This window comes from Verrucosispora sp. WMMA2121, from assembly GCF_027460185.1.
Lineage (GTDB): Bacteria > Actinomycetota > Actinomycetes > Mycobacteriales > Micromonosporaceae > Micromonospora > Micromonospora palythoicola.
On sequence record NZ_JAPZBH010000006.1, the window covers coordinates 1,411,490 to 1,430,736 of the forward strand.

Sequence of the window (19,247 nt, forward strand, 5' to 3'; positions counted from 1 at the left end):
GTGCGGTCGCCGGTGGTGTCGGGCCGTTGTGCTGAGATGGGTGCGATGACTGACGAGAAGACAGCCGGGTCGGACGAGCGGCTCAGCTACGAACAGGCCCGCGCCGAACTCGCGTCGGTGGTGGAGCGGCTGGAGGCCGGCGGCACGTCGCTCGAGGAGTCGCTGGCGCTCTGGGAGCGCGGCGAGGCGCTGACGGTGATCTGCCAACGTTGGCTCGACGGTGCCCGCGCCCGTATCGACGCCGCCCGGCCCGATCCGGCTGCCTGACCGGCCCCCGGGAACACATCGCCTCCGGCGCGGCCGACCCACCGCCCGGGCGATCCGGCAGGCCGACGCGGCAGCTGACCGGCGGGCCGGCCGATTCCGGCAGGCGGCGCGGCGGGAGCCGACCGGCTCCCGCCGCGATCCTTGGTCCGACTCCGGCGAGGCGGCCGTCCGGCCAGGTCGCCGCGCTTCGGGCTCAGTCGAACAGGTTGTACAGCTCCGGCGGCGCCTCGACGACCTGGTCGGCCGGCGGCTTGGTCGCCTCGGTCGCGTTGCCGTAGTCGGAGTAGGTCACCCGGATCTCCTGCCCGGCGGGCCGGCCACCCTCGGGCAGTCGGATGACCATCTCGGTGAGCCGCCCCTGGGCGTCGGTGGTCGCGGTGAACGGCACCGACTTCGCCTCCGCGCCGAGCGCGGTGACCACGCTCGGGTCGAGGGAACCGGCGTCGGCGGCCTTCGACAGGTCGAGGGTGCCGGCGTACGCTCCGTCGCCGGTACGGCGGACATCGGTGACGGCCTGGGTCAGCGCCTCACTGCCGGCGGGGTCGACCTTGTCGAAGTCGAAGCCCAGGCTGCGGTTGCCCTGAATCCGGCTCTGGTCGAGGTGGTGGTACTTGCCCAGGTTGAGTCGGTCCGCCCCGGGCACACCGCTGGCCGCCTGGCCCTGCAGGTCCAGCTTCACCCAGCTGTCCGGCTTGGCGTGGATGACGTCAAGACTGATGGCCAGGTCGTCGGTCGACTCGCCGAGGCGTACCCGCATCTCGGCGGTCTGGCTCGGCTGGTGCACCTGCCCTTCCATGACCGAGCCGGCGCCGGACATGGTGAACCTGAAGTTGCCGTTACGGATTTCCCGGGTCGAGTCCAGCAGCGCCTGCTTCGCCTCGGTGTCAGCCTCGGAGGCGGCACCGGTGGCGGTGGCGGTGGCGGACGGTGTGGCGCTCGGCCCGGCCTCGCCGCTGGTGGTGCAGGCGGCGACGCCGGGCGTGAGAAGGGCGACGGCCACCAGGCCGGCGCTCAGTCGTCGAACGGTCATCGGTGTCTCCCAGCAGGGTCATCCGGTGCCTTCTCGCGCCGGAGGCTTCCCTATCTGTTCCCTGCCGGCCGCTCCCGCAATCACCCGAAACCGACCACAACTCCCGGACCGCCGCCGATCCGCCCGGCCTTCCGGCGCGCGGCGTACGCAAGCGCGACCCACCCCGACGGTCAACGATCCGCCGAAAGCGAACGGGGGTGGGCTGAGCCCACCCCCGTAGCGTCGTCGCTCGGCCTACTTGAACATCTCGTAGGTCTGCTCGCTCGCCTCGATGACCTGGTCCGCCGGCGGCTTCTGCACGGCGGTCGCGGCACCGTAGTCAGCGTAGTTGATCTTGATGTCCTGCGCCTTGGTCTCGCCCGCCGCCGGGATGGACATGACCAGCTCGCTCAGCCGACCCTCGGCGTCCAGCTTCGCGGTGAACGGGATCGCCTTGGCCTTGTCGCCGAGCGCCTTGAGCATGTCCTCGTCGGCGGCCACCGAGTCCTTCACCGAGGTGAGGTCGAAGGTGCCGCTGTAGCTGCCCGCACCGGTCTCCTGCACCTCGGCGAGGCCCTCGAACATGCCGGCGGCGTCGGCCGGGTCGGTGCCCTCCTTGAAGATGTCGAGGTTCTTCGCGTCCTTGGCCTTGGCGGCGTCGAGGTGCTGGTACTTGTCCTTGATCGCCTCCATCCCCGGGACGCCGGCGAACAGGTCACCGAGGTCGACCTTCACCCAGGTGTCCGGCTGGATCTGGATGAGGTCGAAGTCCATGGTGAAGTCTTCGTCACCCACGGTCATCGTCATCTGAGCGCTGTTGCTGGGCTTGTGGAACGTGCCCTTGCCGGTCATCGAGTCGGCCGCGATGGTGAACGTGAAGTTGCCCTCGGCCAGCCCCTTGGTGGAGGCGACCAGCGCCGCCTTCGGGTCGGCCGGAATGCCGGAATCGGCCGAGGCGCCCGCGGAGGGCGAGTCGCCGCTGGCGTTGTTGCAGGCGGCGAGGCCGGGAACGAGCAGCGTGGCGGCGATGAGGCCCACGCTCCAGCGTCGAATGTTCACAGATCGTCTCTCTTCAAGCATGAAAGCCCGACCGACCACAGCCGGCCAGGCATCGAACCCGGGGAGCGTAGCGGATCGGACCGACACGCAGGGGGCACCCGATCTGCCGGCCCACCCGTACCGGTCGCCGCCGTTCAGTCCACGGCGGTGGCGAGCGCGCGCAGCTCGTTGTCCCGGGCGTCGCCGACGACGATCACCGTGCGCTGCGGTTGCAGCAGCACCAGCGCCTGCTCGTTGCCCCGGGCCGTGTACCGCTGCCAGGTGCCCGACCCGAGATCGGCCTGCCCCTGCGGGCGGCCCTCGTCGGTCAGCTCGGCCGGCAGCAGCCGTTCCGGCGGCACGTTGCTCTGCACCAGCTGCAGGCCCCGCCCCTCCGGGGTGACATATCCCACCCGCAGGATCGCCCCGTCCTCGGCGGTGCGGTAGGCCGCGCGTACCGCCCGCCAGCCGTCACCCAGCTCGGTGGGCTCGCTCACCGGAAACGCGCCGGCCGATCTCGCCTGTTCGAAGGCGGGCGCCGGATCGACCGTGTTCGGCTGGTCCCCACCGAGAAAGCCCCGGTAGAAGGCGAGTAGCAGGGCGATCGGGATCAGCAGCACGAGCAGCGAGATGGCCATGTCCCGCGGCGACCGCTCGGACTTCGCGGCGGCTGCGGGTGGTGGCACGGGCTCGTCGTCGGGCGTGCGGTCAGCAGGCTGTGCAGGTTCCACCCCGCCATTCTCGCAGCCGCTCGACCGGCGGTATCCGTCCCATCACCGCCCCGACCCGGCTGCGCATCCGCCATCGTGTGAGGATCAGCGACGAAGCCGGCAGCGCCGGCCCGCCCCGCACCGCCGCGAGGAGGAGCCGTTTTCATGACCACCATCAGGACGCGAATTCCCCAGAACCTCGACCGCAACCTCGCCCTCGATCTGGTCAGGGTCACCGAGGCCGCGGCGATGGCCGCCGGCCGGTGGGTCGGCCGGGGCGACAAGGAGGGCGGCGACGGCGCCGCCGTCGACGCGATGCGCAAGCTGATCAACTCGATCCCGATGAAGGGCGTCGTGGTGATCGGCGAGGGCGAGAAGGACAACGCCCCGATGCTGTTCAACGGCGAGGAGGTCGGCGACGGCGACGGCCCCGAGGTGGACGTCGCGGTGGACCCGATCGACGGCACCACCCTGATGAGCAAGGGCATGCCGAACGCCCTCGCGGTGCTGGCCGTGGCCGAACGCGGGGCGATGTTCGATCCCAGCGCGGTCTTCTACATGGAGAAGCTCGCCGTCGGCCCAGCCTATGCGGACGTGGTGGACATCGAGGCCGGCACGGTCGAGAATCTTCGCCGCATCGCGAAGACCAAGGGCACAAGCGTCTCCGAGGTCACGGTCTGTGTGCTCGACCGCTCCCGGCACGACGGCCTGGTCGACGAGATCCGCCGCGCCGGGGCCGGCATCCGCTTCATCTCCGACGGCGACATCGCCGGCGCGATCGCCGCCGCACGCGGTGAGTCGGACGTCGACGTGCTGATGGGCATCGGCGGCACCCCGGAGGGAATCACCGCCGCCTGCGCCCTGAAGTGCATGGGCGGCATGATGCAGGCCAAGCTCTGGCCGCGCGACGACGCCGAGCGCGAGAAGGCGGTCGCGGCCGGCCACGACCTGGACCGGGTGCTCACCACCGACGACCTGGTCACCGGCGACAACTGCTTCTTCGTGGCCACCGGCATCACCTCCGGGGACCTGCTGCGCGGCGTGCGGTACCGGGCCGGCGGGGCGTACACCCAGTCGATCGTGATGCGCTCGAAGAGCGGCACCATCCGGGTGATCGACTCGTACCACCGCCTGGAGAAGCTGGCCCTCTACTCGGCGGTGGACTTCGACGGCCGGCCGCTGGACGAACAGGCTTGAGCGCCCCCACGGCGACCCGGCCGGCGGTGTCGGCGGGTCGCCGGTTCGGCGCGGTGGCGCTGGCGGCCCTGGCCGGGGTCGCGGTGGCGACGCAGTCGCGGATCAACGGCGAGTTGGGCGTACGCCTCGGCGACGGGGTCGCCGCCGCGGTCGTCTCGTTCGGTTCGGGCCTGCTGCTGCTGTTGCTGCTGGTACCGGCCACCCGCGCCGGGCGACGCGGGCTGACGACGCTGCGTACCGCCCTCAACCGGGGAGCGCTTCGGCCCTGGCAGTGTCTGGGTGGTGCCTGCGGCGCGTTCCTGGTGTTCTCCCAGGGCGCCACCGTCGGCACCCTGGGAGTTGCGGTGTTCACGGTGGCCGTGGTCGCTGGCCAGTCCGCGAGCAGCCTGCTGGTCGACCGGGCGGGGATCGGCCCGAGTGGCCGGCAGGCGGTGACCGGTGCCCGGCTGGCCGGTGCGGCGCTGACCGTGGTCGCGGTGCTGCTGGCAGTCAGCGACCGGTTCCGCGAGCCGTCCACCCTCGGTCTGGCCCTGCTGCCGCTGCTGGCCGGGTTGGCGGTGGCCTGGCAGCAGGCGGTGAACGGGTGGGTCCGGGTGGTCACCCGGAGCACGCTGACCGCCACGCTCGTCAACTTCACCGCCGGTACGGCGGTGCTGCTTGTCGCGTTCCTCGTCAGCCTCGCACTGCGGGGCCTGCCTCCCGGCGGGCTGCCCACCGATCTCTGGCTCTACCTCGGCGGGCCGATCGGCGTCGCGTTCATCGCGGTGGCCGCGGCGGTGGTCCGCCTCACCGGCGTGTTGCTGCTCGGTTTGGCCACCGTCGCCGGCCAGGTGGTCGGCGCCGTGCTGCTGGACGTGCTGATGCCCTCCGCCGCCTCGCATCCCGACCCGACCACGCTGCTCGGTGCCGTCCTGACCCTGGTCGCCGTGGCGGTCGCCGCGCTCGGCGGACGCGTCAGGGCATGGTCATCGGAGACTCGGAGCGGTACGGCCCGTCGAGGTCGGACCGACGACGGCGGAAGATGATCGCGGCCACGATGCCGCCGAGCAGCCCGAACAGGTGGCCCTGCCAGGAGATCCGTTCGTCGGTGGGCAGGACGCCGACCAGTTGGCCGCCGTAGAGGAGCCCGACCAGCAGGAACACGGCGAAGTTCCACCAACTCCGCTCGAAGATGCCCCGGGTGAGCAGGATGCCGAGGTATCCGAAGATCACCCCGCTGGCACCGACCACGATCGTGTTGGACGAGCCGGTGAACCACACGCCGAGCCCGCTGACCAGAACGATCACCAGGGTGGACCAGAGGAAGCGTCGGGCACCCGCGGCCAGCACGAAGGTGCCGAGAAGAATCAGCGGGATGCTGTTGCTGTAGAGGTGGTCGAAGCCGTGATGCAGGAACGGCGAGAAGAAGATGCCGTCCAGTCCGTCGATGCGCTGCGGGATGATCCCGGCGGCGGAGTCGAATCCGGCGCCCAGCCAGACGTCGAGGCCCTCGATCAGGAAGAGCACCGGAACCACCGCGCACATGGCGACGAACGCCCGGCCGATGGACGCGTAGAAGGCCAGGGTGCCGAACCGGTGGGGATCGCCACTTCCGGGAAGCAGGGTCACCCGTCAACAGCTATCAGCAAACGGCGACGGCCGCCACTTTTCCCGGCACGAGGCACGAGTGCCACGGCGGCGGGGCGCGGTCGCCCGCGCCCCGCCGCCGTGGTTCAGCTCAGTAGTAACCCTTGGCCTGCGAGTGGTTCCACGCCGCGCAGGGCGTGCTGTAGCGGCCCTTGATGTAGCCGAGCCCCCACTTGATCTGGGTGACCGGGTTGGTCTCCCAGTCGGAGCCGACCGAGGACATCTTGTTCCCCGGGTACGCCTGCGGGATGCCGTACGCCCCGGAGGAGGGATTACGGGCCTTGTGGTTCCAGCCGCTCTCCTTGTTCCAGAGCCGGTCCAGACAGGGGAACTGGTCGATCTTGAAGCCCGCGTCGATCATGAGCGCGCAGCCGACCTTCCGGTTACCGCTGTACTCCTCGCAGGACTCGGGAATCGGGCCGTCGTACGGCTTCGCGGCCCGGGCCGCAGCCTCCCGGGCGGCCTTCTCCTCGGCCTTCTTGCGTGCCGCCTCCTCGGCCTTGCGGGCCTTCTCGGCGGCGGCCTTGGCCTGCTTCCGCACTTCGGTGGCCTGTTGCCGGGCGGTACGGACCTGGCGGGAGACCGTCTCCTGCTGCCGGTACTCGACGTCGACGTCGACATCGCTGACGCTGCCGGCCACCTGGGCGCCGGGGCCGGAGCGCTGGGACTGGCGGTCCTCACTGAGGTAGAAACCACCGGCCACGCCCACCGAGAGCAGCGCGACGGCTGCGGTGCGGGCGGCGAACCGGCTCCACGGCCGACTCACGAAGTGATCCCTTCGTCGGGGTCAGGGTCGCGGTGCGCCGAGACCAGACTGAGGTCGTAGCGCACCACGGGCGCCCGCGGCCGGCGGATATACCGGCCACCGTGGACGCACCCCGTCGCGTGGTCGGTGTCGTCCGCCCCGAATGGGAGTGACGAATGATCACTAACGATGCGTCGGGTGCGTGGGCGCCCGTGGGACACGATCGCGCACAGTGAGGCTGTTGGGAAACTGCGGACCTCAATTGTGATGTGGGTCACGCCAAATTTCGGTACAATCCCCCCAATAAGGTGGTCAGGTCGGGATGTCCTCCAGTAGGTCCGTCACCATCGCGGCGATCGGAGACCGCTCCGAACGGCTGAGCGTCACGTGCGCGAACAGCTGATGGCCCTTCAACGCCTCGATCACCGCCGTGACGCCGTCGTGCCGTCCGACCCGGAGATTGTCCCGCTGGGCGACGTCGTGGGTCAGTACCACCCGCGAGCCCTGGCCGATCCGGGAGAGCACGGTCAGCAGCACGCCGCGTTCGAGTGACTGCGCCTCGTCGACGATGACGAAGGCGTCGTGCAGGCTGCGCCCCCGGATGTGGGTCAGCGGCAGCACCTCGAGCAGACCGCGTGAGGTGACCTCCTCCAGCACGTTCTCGTGCACCACCGCACCGAGGGTGTCGAAGACCGCCTGCGCCCAGGGCGACATCTTCTCCGACTCCGAACCGGGCAGGTAGCCCAACTCCTGCCCACCGACGGCGTACAGCGGGCGGAAGACGATCACCTTCTTGTGCCGGCGACGTTCCATCACCGCCTCGAGCCCCGCGCACAGCGCCAGGGCGGACTTGCCGGTGCCGGCCCGACCGCCGAGCGAGACGATGCCGATCGACTCGTCGAGCAGCAGATCGAGCGCGACCCGTTGCTCGGCCGAGCGCCCGTGCACACCGAACGCCTCCCGGTCGCCACGGACCAGCCGCACGGTCTTGTCCGGCAGCACCCGGCCGAGCGCCGAGCCCCGGGACGAGTGCAGCACGAGGCCGGTGTGGCAGGGCAGACCGGCCGCCGCGTCCACGTCGATGACCTCTCCGGCGTACAGCCGGGTGATGTCGTCCTCGGCCAGCTCCAGCTCGGCCATCCCCGTCCAGGTCGGGTCGCTGGCCTGGCCGTGCCGGTACTCGTCCGCGCGCAGCCCGACGGAGGCGGCCTTGACCCGCAACGGCATGTCCTTGCTGACCAGCGTCACCTCCCGACCTTCGGCGGCGAGGTTCAGCGCGACGGAGAGGATCCGTGCGTCGTTGGACTCGTTGCGGAAGCCCGGCGGCAGCACCCCGTCGTCGGTGTGGTTCAGCTCCACCCGCAGCGTGCCACCGACGTCGTTGGCGGGCACCGGCCGGTCGAGCCGACCGTGGCGCACCCGCAGCTCGTCGAGCATGCGTAGCGACTGTCTGGCGAACCAGCCCAGCTCCGCGTGATGCCGCTTGCCCTCCAGTTCGGAGATCACCACCAGCGGGAGCACCACCTCGTGCTCGGCGAAGCGGTGAAACGCCGCTGGATCGCTGAGCAGGACCGAGGTGTCCAGCACGAAGGACTGGCCCGCTGGTCGAGGCTCCCTGGGGTCGGCCGAACCGGCGGCCGCCGTGCGGCGGCTCCGGGTGCTGCGGCGGGTCGTGGTAGTCGCGGCCGGGCCCTGGTCGGCACCGGCGGTCGTACGGCGAGTCGTCACAGGCCTGCTCCGGCGGATGGGCACCCGGCCACCCGCGGTCCGCCTCCTCCGGATGCCCGGCTGACACGGGGTCGGATGCGGGCCCCGTGCGCGAGGTCACAGGCCGGGCGGGCCGGCTGGCTCGGGACAACCCCGCGCCATGCCTAGACGCTAGCTCCCCGCACCCGTCCCGGCTAGTGGTCGTTCATGAACGGCTGCGGGCGGACGCGGTCGAGTTCCGCAACCCGTGCGGAGCCCACGCGATGAACCGGCCGGGATGCATGCCCCCTGCGCGCATCCCGGCCGGTGGGACCACCGCCACCGGTCTGACGTGGCCCCGGCGGCGCCACCCGGAAGGGCGTACGCGCCGCGCCTGTGGACGGGCCGGAGCCCGTCGACCGGTTCAGCCGGTCCGTCGGACGAGGGTGCCGGTCGGGTGCCGCCCGGTGACCGAGGCGGCCGGCTCCCCGAAGGACGACCCGGTGTACGTGGTGCCCGGGCGGACTGTCGGGCCCTTCTCGATCTCCCCCGGTGACCCGTCGGCACGCAGCGCCGGAGGTGGCACACCCGTTCCACGCGGCTGAAGCGGATTCACCGTCGCCGAGACCCGAGCGGGGGTCGACGAGGGTGTGGCGACGGAGAGGGCGGAGGCGATGGCCGCCTGAGCCTCCCGACGACGCCGGTTCCACGCGCCGCGGTCCCCGTCGAAGTAGCCCTGCCGGTAGCCGAAGCGGTAACCGATCCGGTAACTGAGCTGCCCGTGCAGCCGCCCGGCGGCGTAGCTCGTCGCGGCGAGCACGAGCACCAGGAAGATCGCCAGGAACGGGCTCATCCGGCGGCTCCGGTGCGCCGCGCGGCCCTCATCGTTCCTCCGGTTCGACAGTGGTGGGGTCGGCGACCAGGAGCCGGTCGAGGTCGTCGGTGCCGATCTCCTCCACCAGTTCCACGCTGATCCGACAGCCATCCATGACCACCTCGGCCATCGAGGAGCGGCGGATCTCACCGCCGGCGTCGTAGACCCGGACGCTCAGTTCGGGGCAGCCGAGATGGGTCCGCCAGGCGTTCCACTCGGCCCGGTCACCGACACTCAGCGACAGGTAGCGGCAGCCCCGGGCGAGGTAGAGGCGCCACGGCGCGCTGAGCCCCGCGGCGACCCCCTCGGCCACCAGACCGAACGCCTGGGCACGGGTTGCGAGTTCGGTCACCGCGTCCCCCTCGCACCGGGCGCGTGACGCAGGTGAGCACTGATCGTCTCATGCACGTGACACACCGTAGGTTGTCCCATGAACGTGACAGTATCAGCTTTTCGTTCGTTTGCCTCCGCACCTACGTACATCTATCCTGCCCAGGTGACACCCCTCAGGAAGAGTGCCGGACCCCCATCCGGCTCCACCCCAACGACGTCACGCAAGCGTGACAGACGCGTGGCAGGCGCCGTCACCCAGGCTCAACGGTCGTACGGTCACGAGGTGACCGAGACGGCCAACGCCAGGAAGATCGCCTTCGCCACCTTCGTCCGGCGCGCGCTCGACGAGGCCCGCGCGACCCGGGCGTGGAGCGGCACCGAGGTCTCCCGGCGCACCGGCGTCTCGCGACAGACCATCAACCGGTGGGTACGCGGCGACTGGGCCAGCGACCCGGAGGCCGAGCGGGTGGTGGCGTTCTGCGAGGGCCTCGGGCTCGACCCCGCCGTGGCCTTCGCGGCGTTGGGCTGGGACCGGACAACCTCCCGCCGAACCGCACCGTCACCACCACCGATGGACCCCGACGTCGAGGCACTGCTGCGCCGGCTGGTCGATCCCGACGTCTCGGATGCGGAGAAGTTCCACATCCGAGAAACCATTCGTTACCTCGCATATCGCCCGACGTTGCCGCTCGATGTCCGAAAACGAGGAGACGCTGCCAGTTAGTTCTCAGATGGCGAAAGAACGGCAGGTCAGCCTCATTCGTTTCGCTACGGGGCGGGATCGGGCGCGCTAGCGTCCGTATTCGTACTGCTTGGGCTCGTCGTCGGCGGGGGGACGGGACAAGGCCGAACCCAGCCCTGCGGGACAGAAAGGGGTCTCTCCATGACCCTGAAATGGTTGGCTGTCGTGGTCGCGACGGTCTCGGTGACGCTGTGCATCACCGGCAACGCGGTGACCCTGACCCTGAACGGCGGGCAGCTTCCGCTGCTCGTCAACCTCTTCGCGCTCGCCACCGCCGGCACCGCGATCGTCCTGGCCGTGGTCGCCGAGCTGCACGACCGGCTCAACGACCGGCTCACCGCGCTCACCGAGTTCCTGGTCGAGCGGCTGCGGGAGATCGAGGCGCACACCGGCGACCGGAACTCCGGTTTCGTGGAGGGCTACCTGCTCAGCCACGGCCAGGAGGCGGCGGTGGTGCCGTTCGGACGCCGGGGACGTGGAGCCGCCGAACGCTGAATCACACCTGTCGCCCACACCGGATTCACGTCAGGATTGACCGGTCGAACCCGGGGTACGCTTTCGCGCGTGCCGCCGTTGAATCTGGGCAACCAGCAGCCGAAGACCCCGCTGAACGCCGACCAGGCCTGGCGGGCAACCGCCGACCGGGCGGCCGAGACCGTCCTCTTCTTCGACTTCGACGGCACCCTCGCGCCGGTCGACGACGATCCGACGCAGGTGCAGCCCGCGCCGAAGGTGCTGGCCGCCATCGAGACCCTCGCGCCGATCGTGCGGCGCATCGCGATCGTCTCGGCCCGACCGGTGGAGTTCCTGCGCGACCACTTCGACGGGCTCACCGGGGTCGACCTGTACGGCCTCTACGGCCTGGAACACAGCCACTCGGGCGGCGACACGGTCACCGAACCGGCCGCACTGCCGTGGGTGCCCACCATGGCTGAACTCGCCGAACTCGGCCGCGCCGAACTGCCGCCGGGCACCCTTGTGGAGTACAAGCGGCTGTCCGTGGCCCTGCACTGGCGAACCGCACCGCAACTCGCCGCCACCGTCGAGCAGTGGGGCCGGGATCAGGCGGAGCGCCTCGGCCTGCGGGTGCAGATCGGACGGATGGTCCTGGAGATCAAGCCACCGGTCGACCGGGACAAGGGCATGGTGATCGCCGAGCTGGTGCAGGGCGTACGCGCGGCCTGGTATTTCGGCGACGACGTCTCCGACATCAAGGCCTTCGCCGCGCTGCGCGCCCGCGCCGCCGCCGACCCCGACTTCCTCGGCGTCTGCGTCGCCGTCGCCAACCCGGAGACCGGTGACGAGGTCGCCGAAGCCGCCGACCTCACCATCGACTCCCCGGCCGCCCTGGGTGACTTCCTCACCGAGGCGACCCACCGGCTCGCCTGAGCCGGACCGGTGCCGCTGCGGCGTCTCAGACCCCGTAGCGGCGCTGGCGGGTGGCGTACGAACGCAGCGCGCGGAGAAAGTCGACGCGACGGAAGTCGGGCCAGTTCAGCTCGCAGAAGTAGAACTCCGAGTGCGCCGACTGCCACAGCATGAAGCCGGAGAGGCGCTGCTCACCGCTGGTCCGGATGATCAGATCCGGATCCGGCAGGCCCCGGGTGTACAGGTGCTCGGAGATGTCGTCGACGTCGAGCGAGCCGGCCAGATCCTCCAGCGTGCCGCCGTTGGCCGCGTGTTCCAGCAGCAACGAGCGCACCGCGTCGGCGATCTCCCGCCGCCCGCCGTACCCGACGGCGATGTTGACCTGCGCGCTGCCGGCGCGTTCCCGGGTCCGCTCCTCGGCAGCCTTGAGCGCCGTGGCGAGGCGCGTCGGCAGCACGTCGAGCGCACCGACCATCCGCAGCCGCCAGGGGTTGCTCTCCTCGGCCAGCTCGGTGGTGAGGTCCTCGATGATCTGCAGCAGCGGATCCAACTCGGCCGACGGGCGGGACAGGTTGTCGGTGGAGAGCAGCCACAGGGTCACGTGTCCCACGCCCGCGGCGTCACACCAACGCAGCAGCTCCTTTATCCGCTCGGCACCCATCCGGTGCCCGTCGTTCGGATCGACGAAGCCCATCTCCCGGGCCCATCTGCGGTTGCCGTCACACATCACACCCACGTGGCGGGGCACCGGCCGACCCGCGAGCTTGGCCGTGAGCCGCCGCTCGTAGACGGAGTAGAGAAGTTTCCGCAGACTCATCACTAAGCAGGGTAGCGAGCCGCCGTACGGATCAGTGTGCCGGTGGCCGATGCCGCACCGACAGGCCGAGGGCGATCAGGCCGAGCGTCCGGCCGTCCAGCAGCCCGTCGCCCAGCCCCAGCTCGGTCACCCTGCCGAAGACCCGCGCGTCCCGACCGGCCGCCCGCACCGCCGCGTCCACCACCCGGCGTCGCCGGGCCAGCCAGGCCGCCGCCGAACTGTGCCGCAGATGGGTGCCGAGCCGGTGCCGCAGGGCGGTCGCGTACCGCCGCGCGGCCTGCTCGGGAGCGCCGACGGCGGCGTACCCGGCCAGCACGCCGGAGCGCAACGCGTAGAAGATCCCCTCGCCGGTCAGCGGGTTGATCAGCGAGAACGCGTCGCCTGCGAGAAGCACCCGACCCCGCCCCGGCGCCGGGCGGAACGTGGACAGGGGCAGGTGATGGGCGCGCAGCGAGCCGACCGTCGCCGGGTCGGTGCCCGGCAGCAGCGCGGCCAGCCGGTCGAGCAGGTGCGCGCGGGTCAGCGACTCGCCCCGCAGCACCTCCCCGTACCCGACGTTCGCCCGGCCGTCACCGATCGGGAACGACCAGGCGTACGCCGGCCAGCGGGCGGCCGAGGTGACGATGAGCTGCGCGGGCGGACCGGGCGGCGCGGGCGCGTACCCCCGGATGGCCAGCGCCAGGTGACGGTCCGGATTCGTCGGCTCGCCGAGCGCCCGGCGCACCACGGACCCGGCACCATCGGCACCCACCACGACCCCGGCGGAGATCTCCCCGTCCAGCACGACCCGGTCGGCGCGCACCTCGACCCGGCGCACCGCCCGCCGGCTCAGCGGCACGCCGCCCCGGACCGCCGCCGCCACCAGCCGGGCGTCGAACACCTGCCGCGGCACGGTGTACGCGGGCCTGGGCAACGCCCGCGCCACGGCACCGCCGTCCGGCGCCACCAGCCGCAGGGCCGGCACCGGCGCGAAGCCGGCCACCGCGTCGGGCACACCCAGTTCGGCGAGTACGTCGAGCGCGTGCGCGGCGATACCGTCTCCGCAGGCCTTGTCCCGGGGAAACTCGGCCCGGTCCAACAGCAGGACCTCGGCACCCGCCCGGCGGGCCGCCAGCGCGGCAGCCGCCCCCGCCGGCCCCGCCCCGACCACCACCACGTCGAACTCGTCGCGCACAGCCCCTCCCCGCCGCTCAGCATCCCGCTGCTTCTCCGCCCCGCTGCCCCGCTGCTTCTCCACCCGCTGCCCGCTGCTTCTTGTCCCGCTGTCCCCCTGCTTCTCCACCCGCTGCCCGCTGCTTCTTGTCCCGCTGTCCCCCTGCTTCTCCACCCGCTGCCCGCTGCTTCTTGTCCCGCTGTCCCCCTGCCCCGCTGCTCCGCCTCGACTGCGCGGCACTTGCTGCTCTGCCGCCTTTGCTCTGCTTCAACCCGCGCACTGCGATCGTCCCGGATCCAGCGCGCCCGTTGAAGCAGAGCAAGGGGGTCCGGCCCCGAATTGTCGACCAGCCGCTCGTCAAGATCCGGGCAAACCCGCCGCCGGGGGAACAGGAAGCAGCAACATCAGCGATGTTGTCCCCGCACGGGCGCCCGAGACAGCAACGTCGGGGAAGTTGCTGTCTCAAGGCGTCCGGGGGTCAGGGCGGGGTGGGGGTCAGGGCGGGGTGGGGGTCAGGGCGGGGTGGGGGTCAGGGCGGGGTGGGTGGCGCGGTGGATGCCGTAGACGGTGAGGGCGGCGGCGACGACCAGCGGCGCGCCGTCCCGGATCAGGCCGTCGACGCCGAGCAGCCACCAGCACAGCGGAAGGTCGACGGCGAGCACGGCGGCCGTGACGACGACCAGCAGGGTGCCCGCCCAGCGTCGACCGCGCAGCAGAAACGCCGTGCAGAACAGCACCAAATAGCTGGTCGCGACACCGGCTCCCAGCCAGAGCAGCACGGCGGGCACGGCGAGCAGTTGGCCGTCCAGGATCGCGGCGGTGGCGACCAGGGCCGGCACCAGCATCAGCGGGCTGTAGGTGAACGCCGCCACCCGGGCGGTCAGCAGCCAGGCGCTCGCCTCCGGCCGGCGCGGTGGCGTTTCCCGCCAGGAGATGCCGGTGCGGTCGATCACCAGTCGGGGCCGGTGCCGCACCAGGTGCTCGGCGAGCGCCGGCGACCGGTACAGCAACCAGACCACTGTCGCGCAGAGCGTGGTGAGCAGGGCGAAGCCGAGCAGACCGGGCAGCGGCGGTACGCCCTGGCGGGGCACGATCAGCCGGCCGACCGCGAAGACCGTGGTGACGGCGAGGATCAGGCCGAACGGGCGGGCCACCGTCCGGCCGCGCCGCACGTGCCCGATGAGCAGCAGGAAGCCGAACGAGCGCAGCGTCGCCCAGCCGGTGCGTACGGCGAGCCCGAAGCCCTGCTCCGGCGCGTACCACCAGTTGAGCACCTCGACCACGACGGTGGCCGCGGCCGTCACCGCCAACAGTGCGGTCAGGGCCCGGACGGCGGGCGGCCGCCGGACCTCGGTCACGGCGGCCGTCCTCATGGGATCCGATGATGCCCGGATCCGGCGTCGATCACACCCCTCGCTGCGGTTGCTCCGCGTCGAGTCGAGCCCGCAGTGCGTCCAGCTCGGCCCAGAGGACACCGGGCAGCTTGTCGCCGAACTTCTCGAACCACTCGGTGACCAGCGGCAGCTCGTCGCGCCACTCGTCCGGGTCCACCTTCAGCGCGATCCGGACGTCCTCCGGCGTCATGTCCAAACCCTCGACGTCCAGGGAGTCCAGGGTCGGCACCATGCCGATCGGGGTCTCCACGGCGTCCGCCCGGCCCTCGATCCGCTCGACGATCCACTTGAGCACCCGCGAGTTCTCGCCGAAGCCCGGCCAGAGGAACCCGCCCTCCGGGTCCTTACGGAACCAGTTGACGTAGTAGACCTTGGGCAGCTTCGACTCGTCGCCGTCGGTGCCCTTGCCCATCTCGATCCAGTGCCGGAAGTAGTCGCCACCGTGGTAGCCGATGAACGGCAGCATCGCCATCGGGTCGCGACGCACCACACCGACGGCACCGGAGGCGGCGGCGGTGGTCTCCGAGGAGAGCGTGGCGCCCATGTAGACGCCGTGCACCCAGTCCCGGGCCTCGGTGACCAGCGGCACGGTGTCGCGACGGCGGCCACCGAACAGGATCGCGTCGATCGGTACGCCGTTGGGGTCGTAGTAGTCCTCGGCCAGGATCGGGCACTGGGTGATCGGGGTGCAGAACCGGCTGTTCGCGTGCGAGGAGAGGTTCTCGCTCTCCGGCGTCCAGTCGTTGCCCTTCCAGTCGATCAGGTGGGCCGGCGGTTCACCCATGCCTTCCCACCAGATGTCACCGTCGTCGGTGAGGGCGACGTTCGTGAAGATGGAGTTGCCCCGGTCCAGCGTACGCATGGCGTTGGCGTTGGTCTTCCAGTCGGTGCCCGGTGCGACGCCGAACAGGCCGTACTCCGGGTTGATCGCGTAGAGCCGGCCGTCCGGGCCGAACCGCATCCAGGCGATGTCGTCACCGATCGTCTCGACCTTCCAACCGGGGATGGTCGGCTCCAGCATGGCCAGGTTGGTCTTGCCACAGGCCGACGGGAAGGCACCGGCGATGTGGTAGACCCGACCCTCCGGCGAGGTGATCTTCAGGATCAGCATGTGCTCGGCGAGCCAGCCCTCGTCCCGGCCCATCACACTCGCGATACGCAGCGAGTAGCACTTCTTGCCGAGCAGCGAGTTGCCGCCGTACCCGGAGCCGAAGGACCAGATCTCGCGGGTCTCCGGGAAGTGCGAGATGTACTTGGTGTCGTTGCACGGCCAGGCCACGTCCTGCTGACCGGGGGCCAACGGTGCGCCGATCGAGTGCAGGGCGTGCACGAAGTCGGCGTCGTCGCCCATGGCCTGCAGAACGGCGGCGCCCATCCGGGTCATGATCCGCATCGAGGCGACCACGTACGGGCTGTCGGTGATCTCAACGCCGAACATCGGGCTCTCGGCCTCGACCGGACCCATGCAGAACGGGATGACGTACATCGTCCGGCCGCGCATCGAGCCGCGGTAGAGCTCGGTCATGGTCCGCTTCATCTCGGCCGGCGCCATCCAGTTGTTGGTGGGTCCGGCGTCCGCTTCGTCCACGGAACAGATGAAGGTGCGCTCCTCGACCCGGGCGACGTCCGTCGGGTCGGTGCGCGCGTAGAAGGAGTTGGGCTTCTTGTCGGGGTTCAGCCGGATGAGCGTGCCGGCTTCGACCAGCTCATCGGTGAGGCGACGCCATTCCTGGTCGGACCCGTCCACCCAGACGACCTGGTCAGGGGTGGTCAGTTCAGCGACCTCACGGACCCAGGCGAGGAGTTTCGGGTGGGACGTAGGGGCCTGATCGATACCCCGAACGGTGGCCGGAGCAACCATGACACATCTCCTTGTGGTCGACGCTGACCGGTCTATGGAGTGCACGAGTCTCGGCGCCGCGATGCGCGTCGCCTTCGTGGAAACCTGGGATTGGCCTCAGCGTAAACCGAGGGACCTCTCCAGTCAGTGGGACTGGTTGTGAAGAACTGCACAAGGTGCGGTCACGCTGCGGCATCACGAGCCTTTACCCGCTTTCACGCGCAGTTTCACGCAAATCCTTCGGTAGACCTCCTGCTGGCGGCACCCACACCGGCGTTTTCCGACCGGGAGCACCGAAGCGGCGGAGAACACCCGATCGCACGGATCCGGTTACGCTCCGTTCGTGCCCGTCCGTGCCGCGGCACCGGTGCACCCCGGTGCCGGTTGCTACCCGCTCCCGGGGTCACCAACCGGTACGCTCGCACGGTGGCCGCCACGATGACCGGGGAGCCAGGCTCCCGGCAGACCCGCTCGGGTCTGGTTCACTCCCTGATCGACCGTTTCGGTCACCTCGTCCGGGAGATGAGCAAGTTCGCGACCGTCGGCGGGATCGCCTTCCTCATCGACTTCGCACTGTTCAACTACCTGATCGGCCCGCAGGGCGTGGAGCAGATCACCGCCAAGACGATCGCGACGGTCATCGCCGCGACGTTCGCCTTCCTGGGCAACCGGTTCTGGACCTGGCGGCACCGTAAGCGCTCCCACCCGGCCCGGGAGTACGCGCTGTTCTTCTTCTTCAACGCGGTGGGCCTGGGCATCGCGGTGGCCTGCCTCGCGATCAGCCACTACGGGCTCGGCAGCGTCTGGCCGTCCGTCTTCCAGACCCGGCTGGCCGACAACGTCGCCAGCTTCGTCGTGGGTACCGGGTTCGGCACGCTGTTCCGATTCTGGTCGTACCGACGGTTCGTCTTCGTCGAAGCGGGAACGCCACCCGTCGCGGAAGCGAACCAGGACCGCCGGGCGTGACCTGCCGCCCACTCGTTCGGTCGGAGCCAGCCGACCCCGACCCACTGCCCTAAGGTGTTGCGCATGCCTCTCGTCCGTCTGCTGCCTGAGCGCTGGCAGAAGTTCATCCACGAGGCACTCAAATTCGGCCTGGTCGGTGGCATCAACACGGTCATCAATTACGCCGTGTTCAATGCACTCGCACTCACGGTCTTCGTCGACGGCCAGCTGAAGGCGACCGTCGTGGCCACCATCGTGGCCACCATCACGTCATATCTGATGAATCGGCACTGGACGTACCGTGATCGTCCGAAATCAGCGATGCAGCGGGAATACGCCCTGTTCTTCCTTTTCAACGGAGCTGGGCTGCTGATCGAACTCGGCGTACTCGCCGCCGCCAAGTACGGACTGGGCGTGACCGGGCTGCTGGCGCTGAACATCGCGAAGACCGGCGGCGTGGTGCTCGCGACGCTGTTCCGCTTCTGGTCGTACCGGACGTTCGTCTTCCAGCCCGCCGCACCGGCCGAGGCGACGCAGCGGTGGCACGGTCTGCCCCGCGACGAGTGGGACACCATGGCCGGAATGGACCCGGTGGCCGAACTCGCCGAGTCGGTGACGGAGCTGGAGGAGGAGCAGCCGCCCGCCGCCCGGCCCGGCGTGACTCCCCGGCCACTCCAGCCGAGGTCCGCGTCGCTGCCCGACGAGGCCCGGCTGACGGCGGAGTTGGACGCCGAGTTGGAGGCCGAGTTGGCCGCCCAGTTGCAGCCCGCGCCGGCCCCCCGTCGCCCTCGCCGTCGCTGACCGGGCGCTGCGGGCGGGCGCGCCGGATCCGGGTCCGGGCGGCTACGCCCCGGCGGCCGTGTCGCGCTCGCCGAGAATCTCGCGCAGCTCGCCGTCACCGAGCGAGTGCCGGTCGTCGAACGCCTCCACGAGTTCGTACAGCTTCGTCTGGACCCGGTCGACCTTCGGTACGTCGTGCAGCACGGACTGTCCGCGCTCACCGGCCGACTCGATGGTCAGCGTTCCGTAACCCAGCAGCCGGCCGGCGAACTGCTGACTCATCGAGTGGTCGTTGACCCGGCTGAGCGGGATGTCTCGGCGATCGCGGGAGAAGACGCCGTGCTGGAGCACGACCCGCTCGTTGGTGAAGAGGTAGTGGGTGCTGCGCCAGGAGACGTACGGCCGCACCGCCAGCACCAGCACGGCCAGCAGGGCCAGCCCGCCGATCACCGCGAGCGCCACGGCACCGCCCCCGCCCGAGGGCAGGAACAGCACGCCGACCACCACCGCCGCGACGGCGAGCACCAGCACCGCCACCGGCCGGATCAGCGCCTTCCAGTGCGGATGCAGGTGCAGCACGACGTGCTCATCCTCACTGAGCACGTCCTCGGGAAACGCCACGGAACCCTCCTCGCCGAAACGGACGCCCAGACCGTAACCCCCACCCCCACCACCCCACATCCGCCACGCGGCTCAAACCCCACCCCCACCCCACCCCCAGCC

Annotated in this window: 21 protein-coding genes; 8 read left to right on the forward strand and 13 right to left on the reverse strand. The window is 70.6% G+C overall.

Annotated elements, in window-relative coordinates; translation table 11 throughout:
* The first annotated feature begins 45 nt into the window (after nt 1-45).
* The gene (locus tag O7605_RS15325) at nt 46-267 is read left to right on the forward strand and encodes an exodeoxyribonuclease VII small subunit (RefSeq protein WP_269739819.1); all 222 of its coding nucleotides are present in this window, start codon (nt 46-48) and stop codon (nt 265-267) included.
* 193 nt (nt 268-460) lie between these two features.
* Here the strand turns inward: O7605_RS15325 and O7605_RS15330 are convergent, their stop codons facing one another.
* The 3 genes from O7605_RS15330 to O7605_RS15340 form a co-directional block, all read right to left on the reverse strand.
* Nucleotides 461-1,297, reverse strand: a complete 837-nt coding sequence (locus O7605_RS15330) for a hypothetical protein (RefSeq protein WP_269739820.1) — start codon at nt 1,295-1,297, stop codon at nt 461-463.
* A 234-nt stretch (nt 1,298-1,531) separates the two neighbouring features.
* Nucleotides 1,532-2,335 carry a hypothetical protein gene (locus O7605_RS15335; protein WP_269739821.1) on the reverse strand — a complete coding sequence of 268 codons (804 nt, stop codon included), beginning with the start codon at nt 2,333-2,335 and terminating at the stop codon, nt 1,532-1,534.
* Between the two features lie 134 nt (nt 2,336-2,469).
* Complete coding sequence (locus tag O7605_RS15340; protein WP_443083929.1) at nt 2,470-3,045, reverse strand: DUF4245 domain-containing protein; 576 nt, start codon at nt 3,043-3,045, stop codon at nt 2,470-2,472.
* Nucleotides 3,046-3,189: 144 nt separating this feature from the next.
* On the opposite strand from O7605_RS15340, the gene glpX reads away from it, so the two are divergent.
* Complete coding sequence (gene glpX, locus O7605_RS15345) at nt 3,190-4,221, forward strand: class II fructose-bisphosphatase (protein ID WP_164446111.1); 1,032 nt, start codon at nt 3,190-3,192, stop codon at nt 4,219-4,221.
* Complete coding sequence (locus O7605_RS15350; protein WP_443083930.1) at nt 4,218-5,246, forward strand: DMT family transporter; 1,029 nt, start codon at nt 4,218-4,220, stop codon at nt 5,244-5,246. Before glpX ends, O7605_RS15350 begins: the two co-directional genes overlap by 4 nt.
* Here the strand turns inward: O7605_RS15350 and O7605_RS15355 are convergent.
* The 5 genes from O7605_RS15355 to O7605_RS15375 form a co-directional block, all read right to left on the reverse strand.
* Complete coding sequence (locus O7605_RS15355; protein ID WP_269739822.1) at nt 5,176-5,829, reverse strand: rhomboid family intramembrane serine protease; 654 nt, start codon at nt 5,827-5,829, stop codon at nt 5,176-5,178. The two genes, O7605_RS15350 and O7605_RS15355, sit on opposite strands and share 71 nt — an antisense overlap.
* Nucleotides 5,830-5,938: 109 nt before the next feature.
* The gene (locus tag O7605_RS15360) at nt 5,939-6,613 is read right to left on the reverse strand and encodes a lytic transglycosylase domain-containing protein (RefSeq protein ID WP_269739823.1); all 675 of its coding nucleotides are present in this window, start codon (nt 6,611-6,613) and stop codon (nt 5,939-5,941) included.
* Between the two features lie 291 nt (nt 6,614-6,904).
* Nucleotides 6,905-8,320 (reverse strand): PhoH family protein, encoded by a 1,416-nt coding sequence (locus O7605_RS15365; RefSeq protein ID WP_269739824.1) that lies wholly within the window; start codon nt 8,318-8,320, stop codon nt 6,905-6,907.
* Nucleotides 8,321-8,702: 382 nt separating this feature from the next.
* Nucleotides 8,703-9,131 (reverse strand): hypothetical protein, encoded by a 429-nt coding sequence (locus O7605_RS15370; RefSeq protein ID WP_269739825.1) that lies wholly within the window; start codon nt 9,129-9,131, stop codon nt 8,703-8,705.
* Between the two features lie 28 nt (nt 9,132-9,159).
* Nucleotides 9,160-9,504 (reverse strand): hypothetical protein, encoded by a 345-nt coding sequence (locus tag O7605_RS15375; protein WP_269739826.1) that lies wholly within the window; start codon nt 9,502-9,504, stop codon nt 9,160-9,162.
* Nucleotides 9,505-9,768: 264 nt separating this feature from the next.
* On the opposite strand from O7605_RS15375, the gene O7605_RS15380 reads away from it, so the two are divergent.
* The 3 genes from O7605_RS15380 (at nt 9,769) to otsB (ending at nt 11,616) form a co-directional block, all read left to right on the forward strand.
* Nucleotides 9,769-10,209 (forward strand): XRE family transcriptional regulator, encoded by a 441-nt coding sequence (locus O7605_RS15380; protein ID WP_269739827.1) that lies wholly within the window; start codon nt 9,769-9,771, stop codon nt 10,207-10,209.
* A 159-nt stretch (nt 10,210-10,368) separates the two neighbouring features.
* The gene (locus O7605_RS15385) at nt 10,369-10,722 is read left to right on the forward strand and encodes a hypothetical protein (protein WP_164446118.1); all 354 of its coding nucleotides are present in this window, start codon (nt 10,369-10,371) and stop codon (nt 10,720-10,722) included.
* 69 nt (nt 10,723-10,791) lie between these two features.
* Complete coding sequence (gene otsB / locus O7605_RS15390; RefSeq protein ID WP_269739828.1) at nt 10,792-11,616, forward strand: trehalose-phosphatase; 825 nt, start codon at nt 10,792-10,794, stop codon at nt 11,614-11,616.
* 25 nt (nt 11,617-11,641) lie between these two features.
* On the opposite strand, the gene O7605_RS15395 is transcribed toward otsB, so the two are convergent.
* From O7605_RS15395 to O7605_RS15410, 4 genes are all read right to left on the reverse strand, one after another.
* Nucleotides 11,642-12,412: an isoprenyl transferase gene (locus tag O7605_RS15395; RefSeq protein ID WP_269739829.1), complete on the reverse strand. Its 771-nt coding sequence runs from the start codon at nt 12,410-12,412 to the stop codon at nt 11,642-11,644.
* Nucleotides 12,413-12,443: 31 nt separating this feature from the next.
* Nucleotides 12,444-13,586, reverse strand: coding sequence for an NAD(P)/FAD-dependent oxidoreductase (locus O7605_RS15400; protein ID WP_269742648.1), 1,143 nt, complete (start codon nt 13,584-13,586; stop codon nt 12,444-12,446).
* Nucleotides 13,587-14,077: 491 nt separating this feature from the next.
* Nucleotides 14,078-14,938, reverse strand: coding sequence for a hypothetical protein (locus O7605_RS15405; protein ID WP_269739830.1), 861 nt, complete (start codon nt 14,936-14,938; stop codon nt 14,078-14,080).
* Nucleotides 14,939-14,969: 31 nt separating this feature from the next.
* On the reverse strand, nt 14,970-16,820 hold the full coding sequence (locus O7605_RS15410) for a phosphoenolpyruvate carboxykinase (GTP) (protein WP_269739831.1): 1,851 nt from the start codon (nt 16,818-16,820) through the stop codon (nt 14,970-14,972).
* Nucleotides 16,821-16,958: 138 nt separating this feature from the next.
* Here O7605_RS15410 and O7605_RS15415 point away from each other — a divergent pair, with 138 nt between their 5' ends.
* Nucleotides 16,959-17,765 (forward strand): GtrA family protein, encoded by an 807-nt coding sequence (locus O7605_RS15415; protein ID WP_443083986.1) that lies wholly within the window; start codon nt 16,959-16,961, stop codon nt 17,763-17,765.
* A 63-nt stretch (nt 17,766-17,828) separates the two neighbouring features.
* Complete coding sequence (locus O7605_RS15420) at nt 17,829-18,545, forward strand: GtrA family protein (protein WP_269739833.1); 717 nt, start codon at nt 17,829-17,831, stop codon at nt 18,543-18,545.
* 42 nt (nt 18,546-18,587) lie between these two features.
* On the opposite strand, the gene O7605_RS15425 is transcribed toward O7605_RS15420, so the two are convergent.
* Nucleotides 18,588-19,145 carry a PH domain-containing protein gene (locus O7605_RS15425; RefSeq protein WP_269739834.1) on the reverse strand — a complete coding sequence of 186 codons (558 nt, stop codon included), beginning with the start codon at nt 19,143-19,145 and terminating at the stop codon, nt 18,588-18,590.
* Between the last annotated feature and the right edge of the window lie 102 nt (nt 19,146-19,247).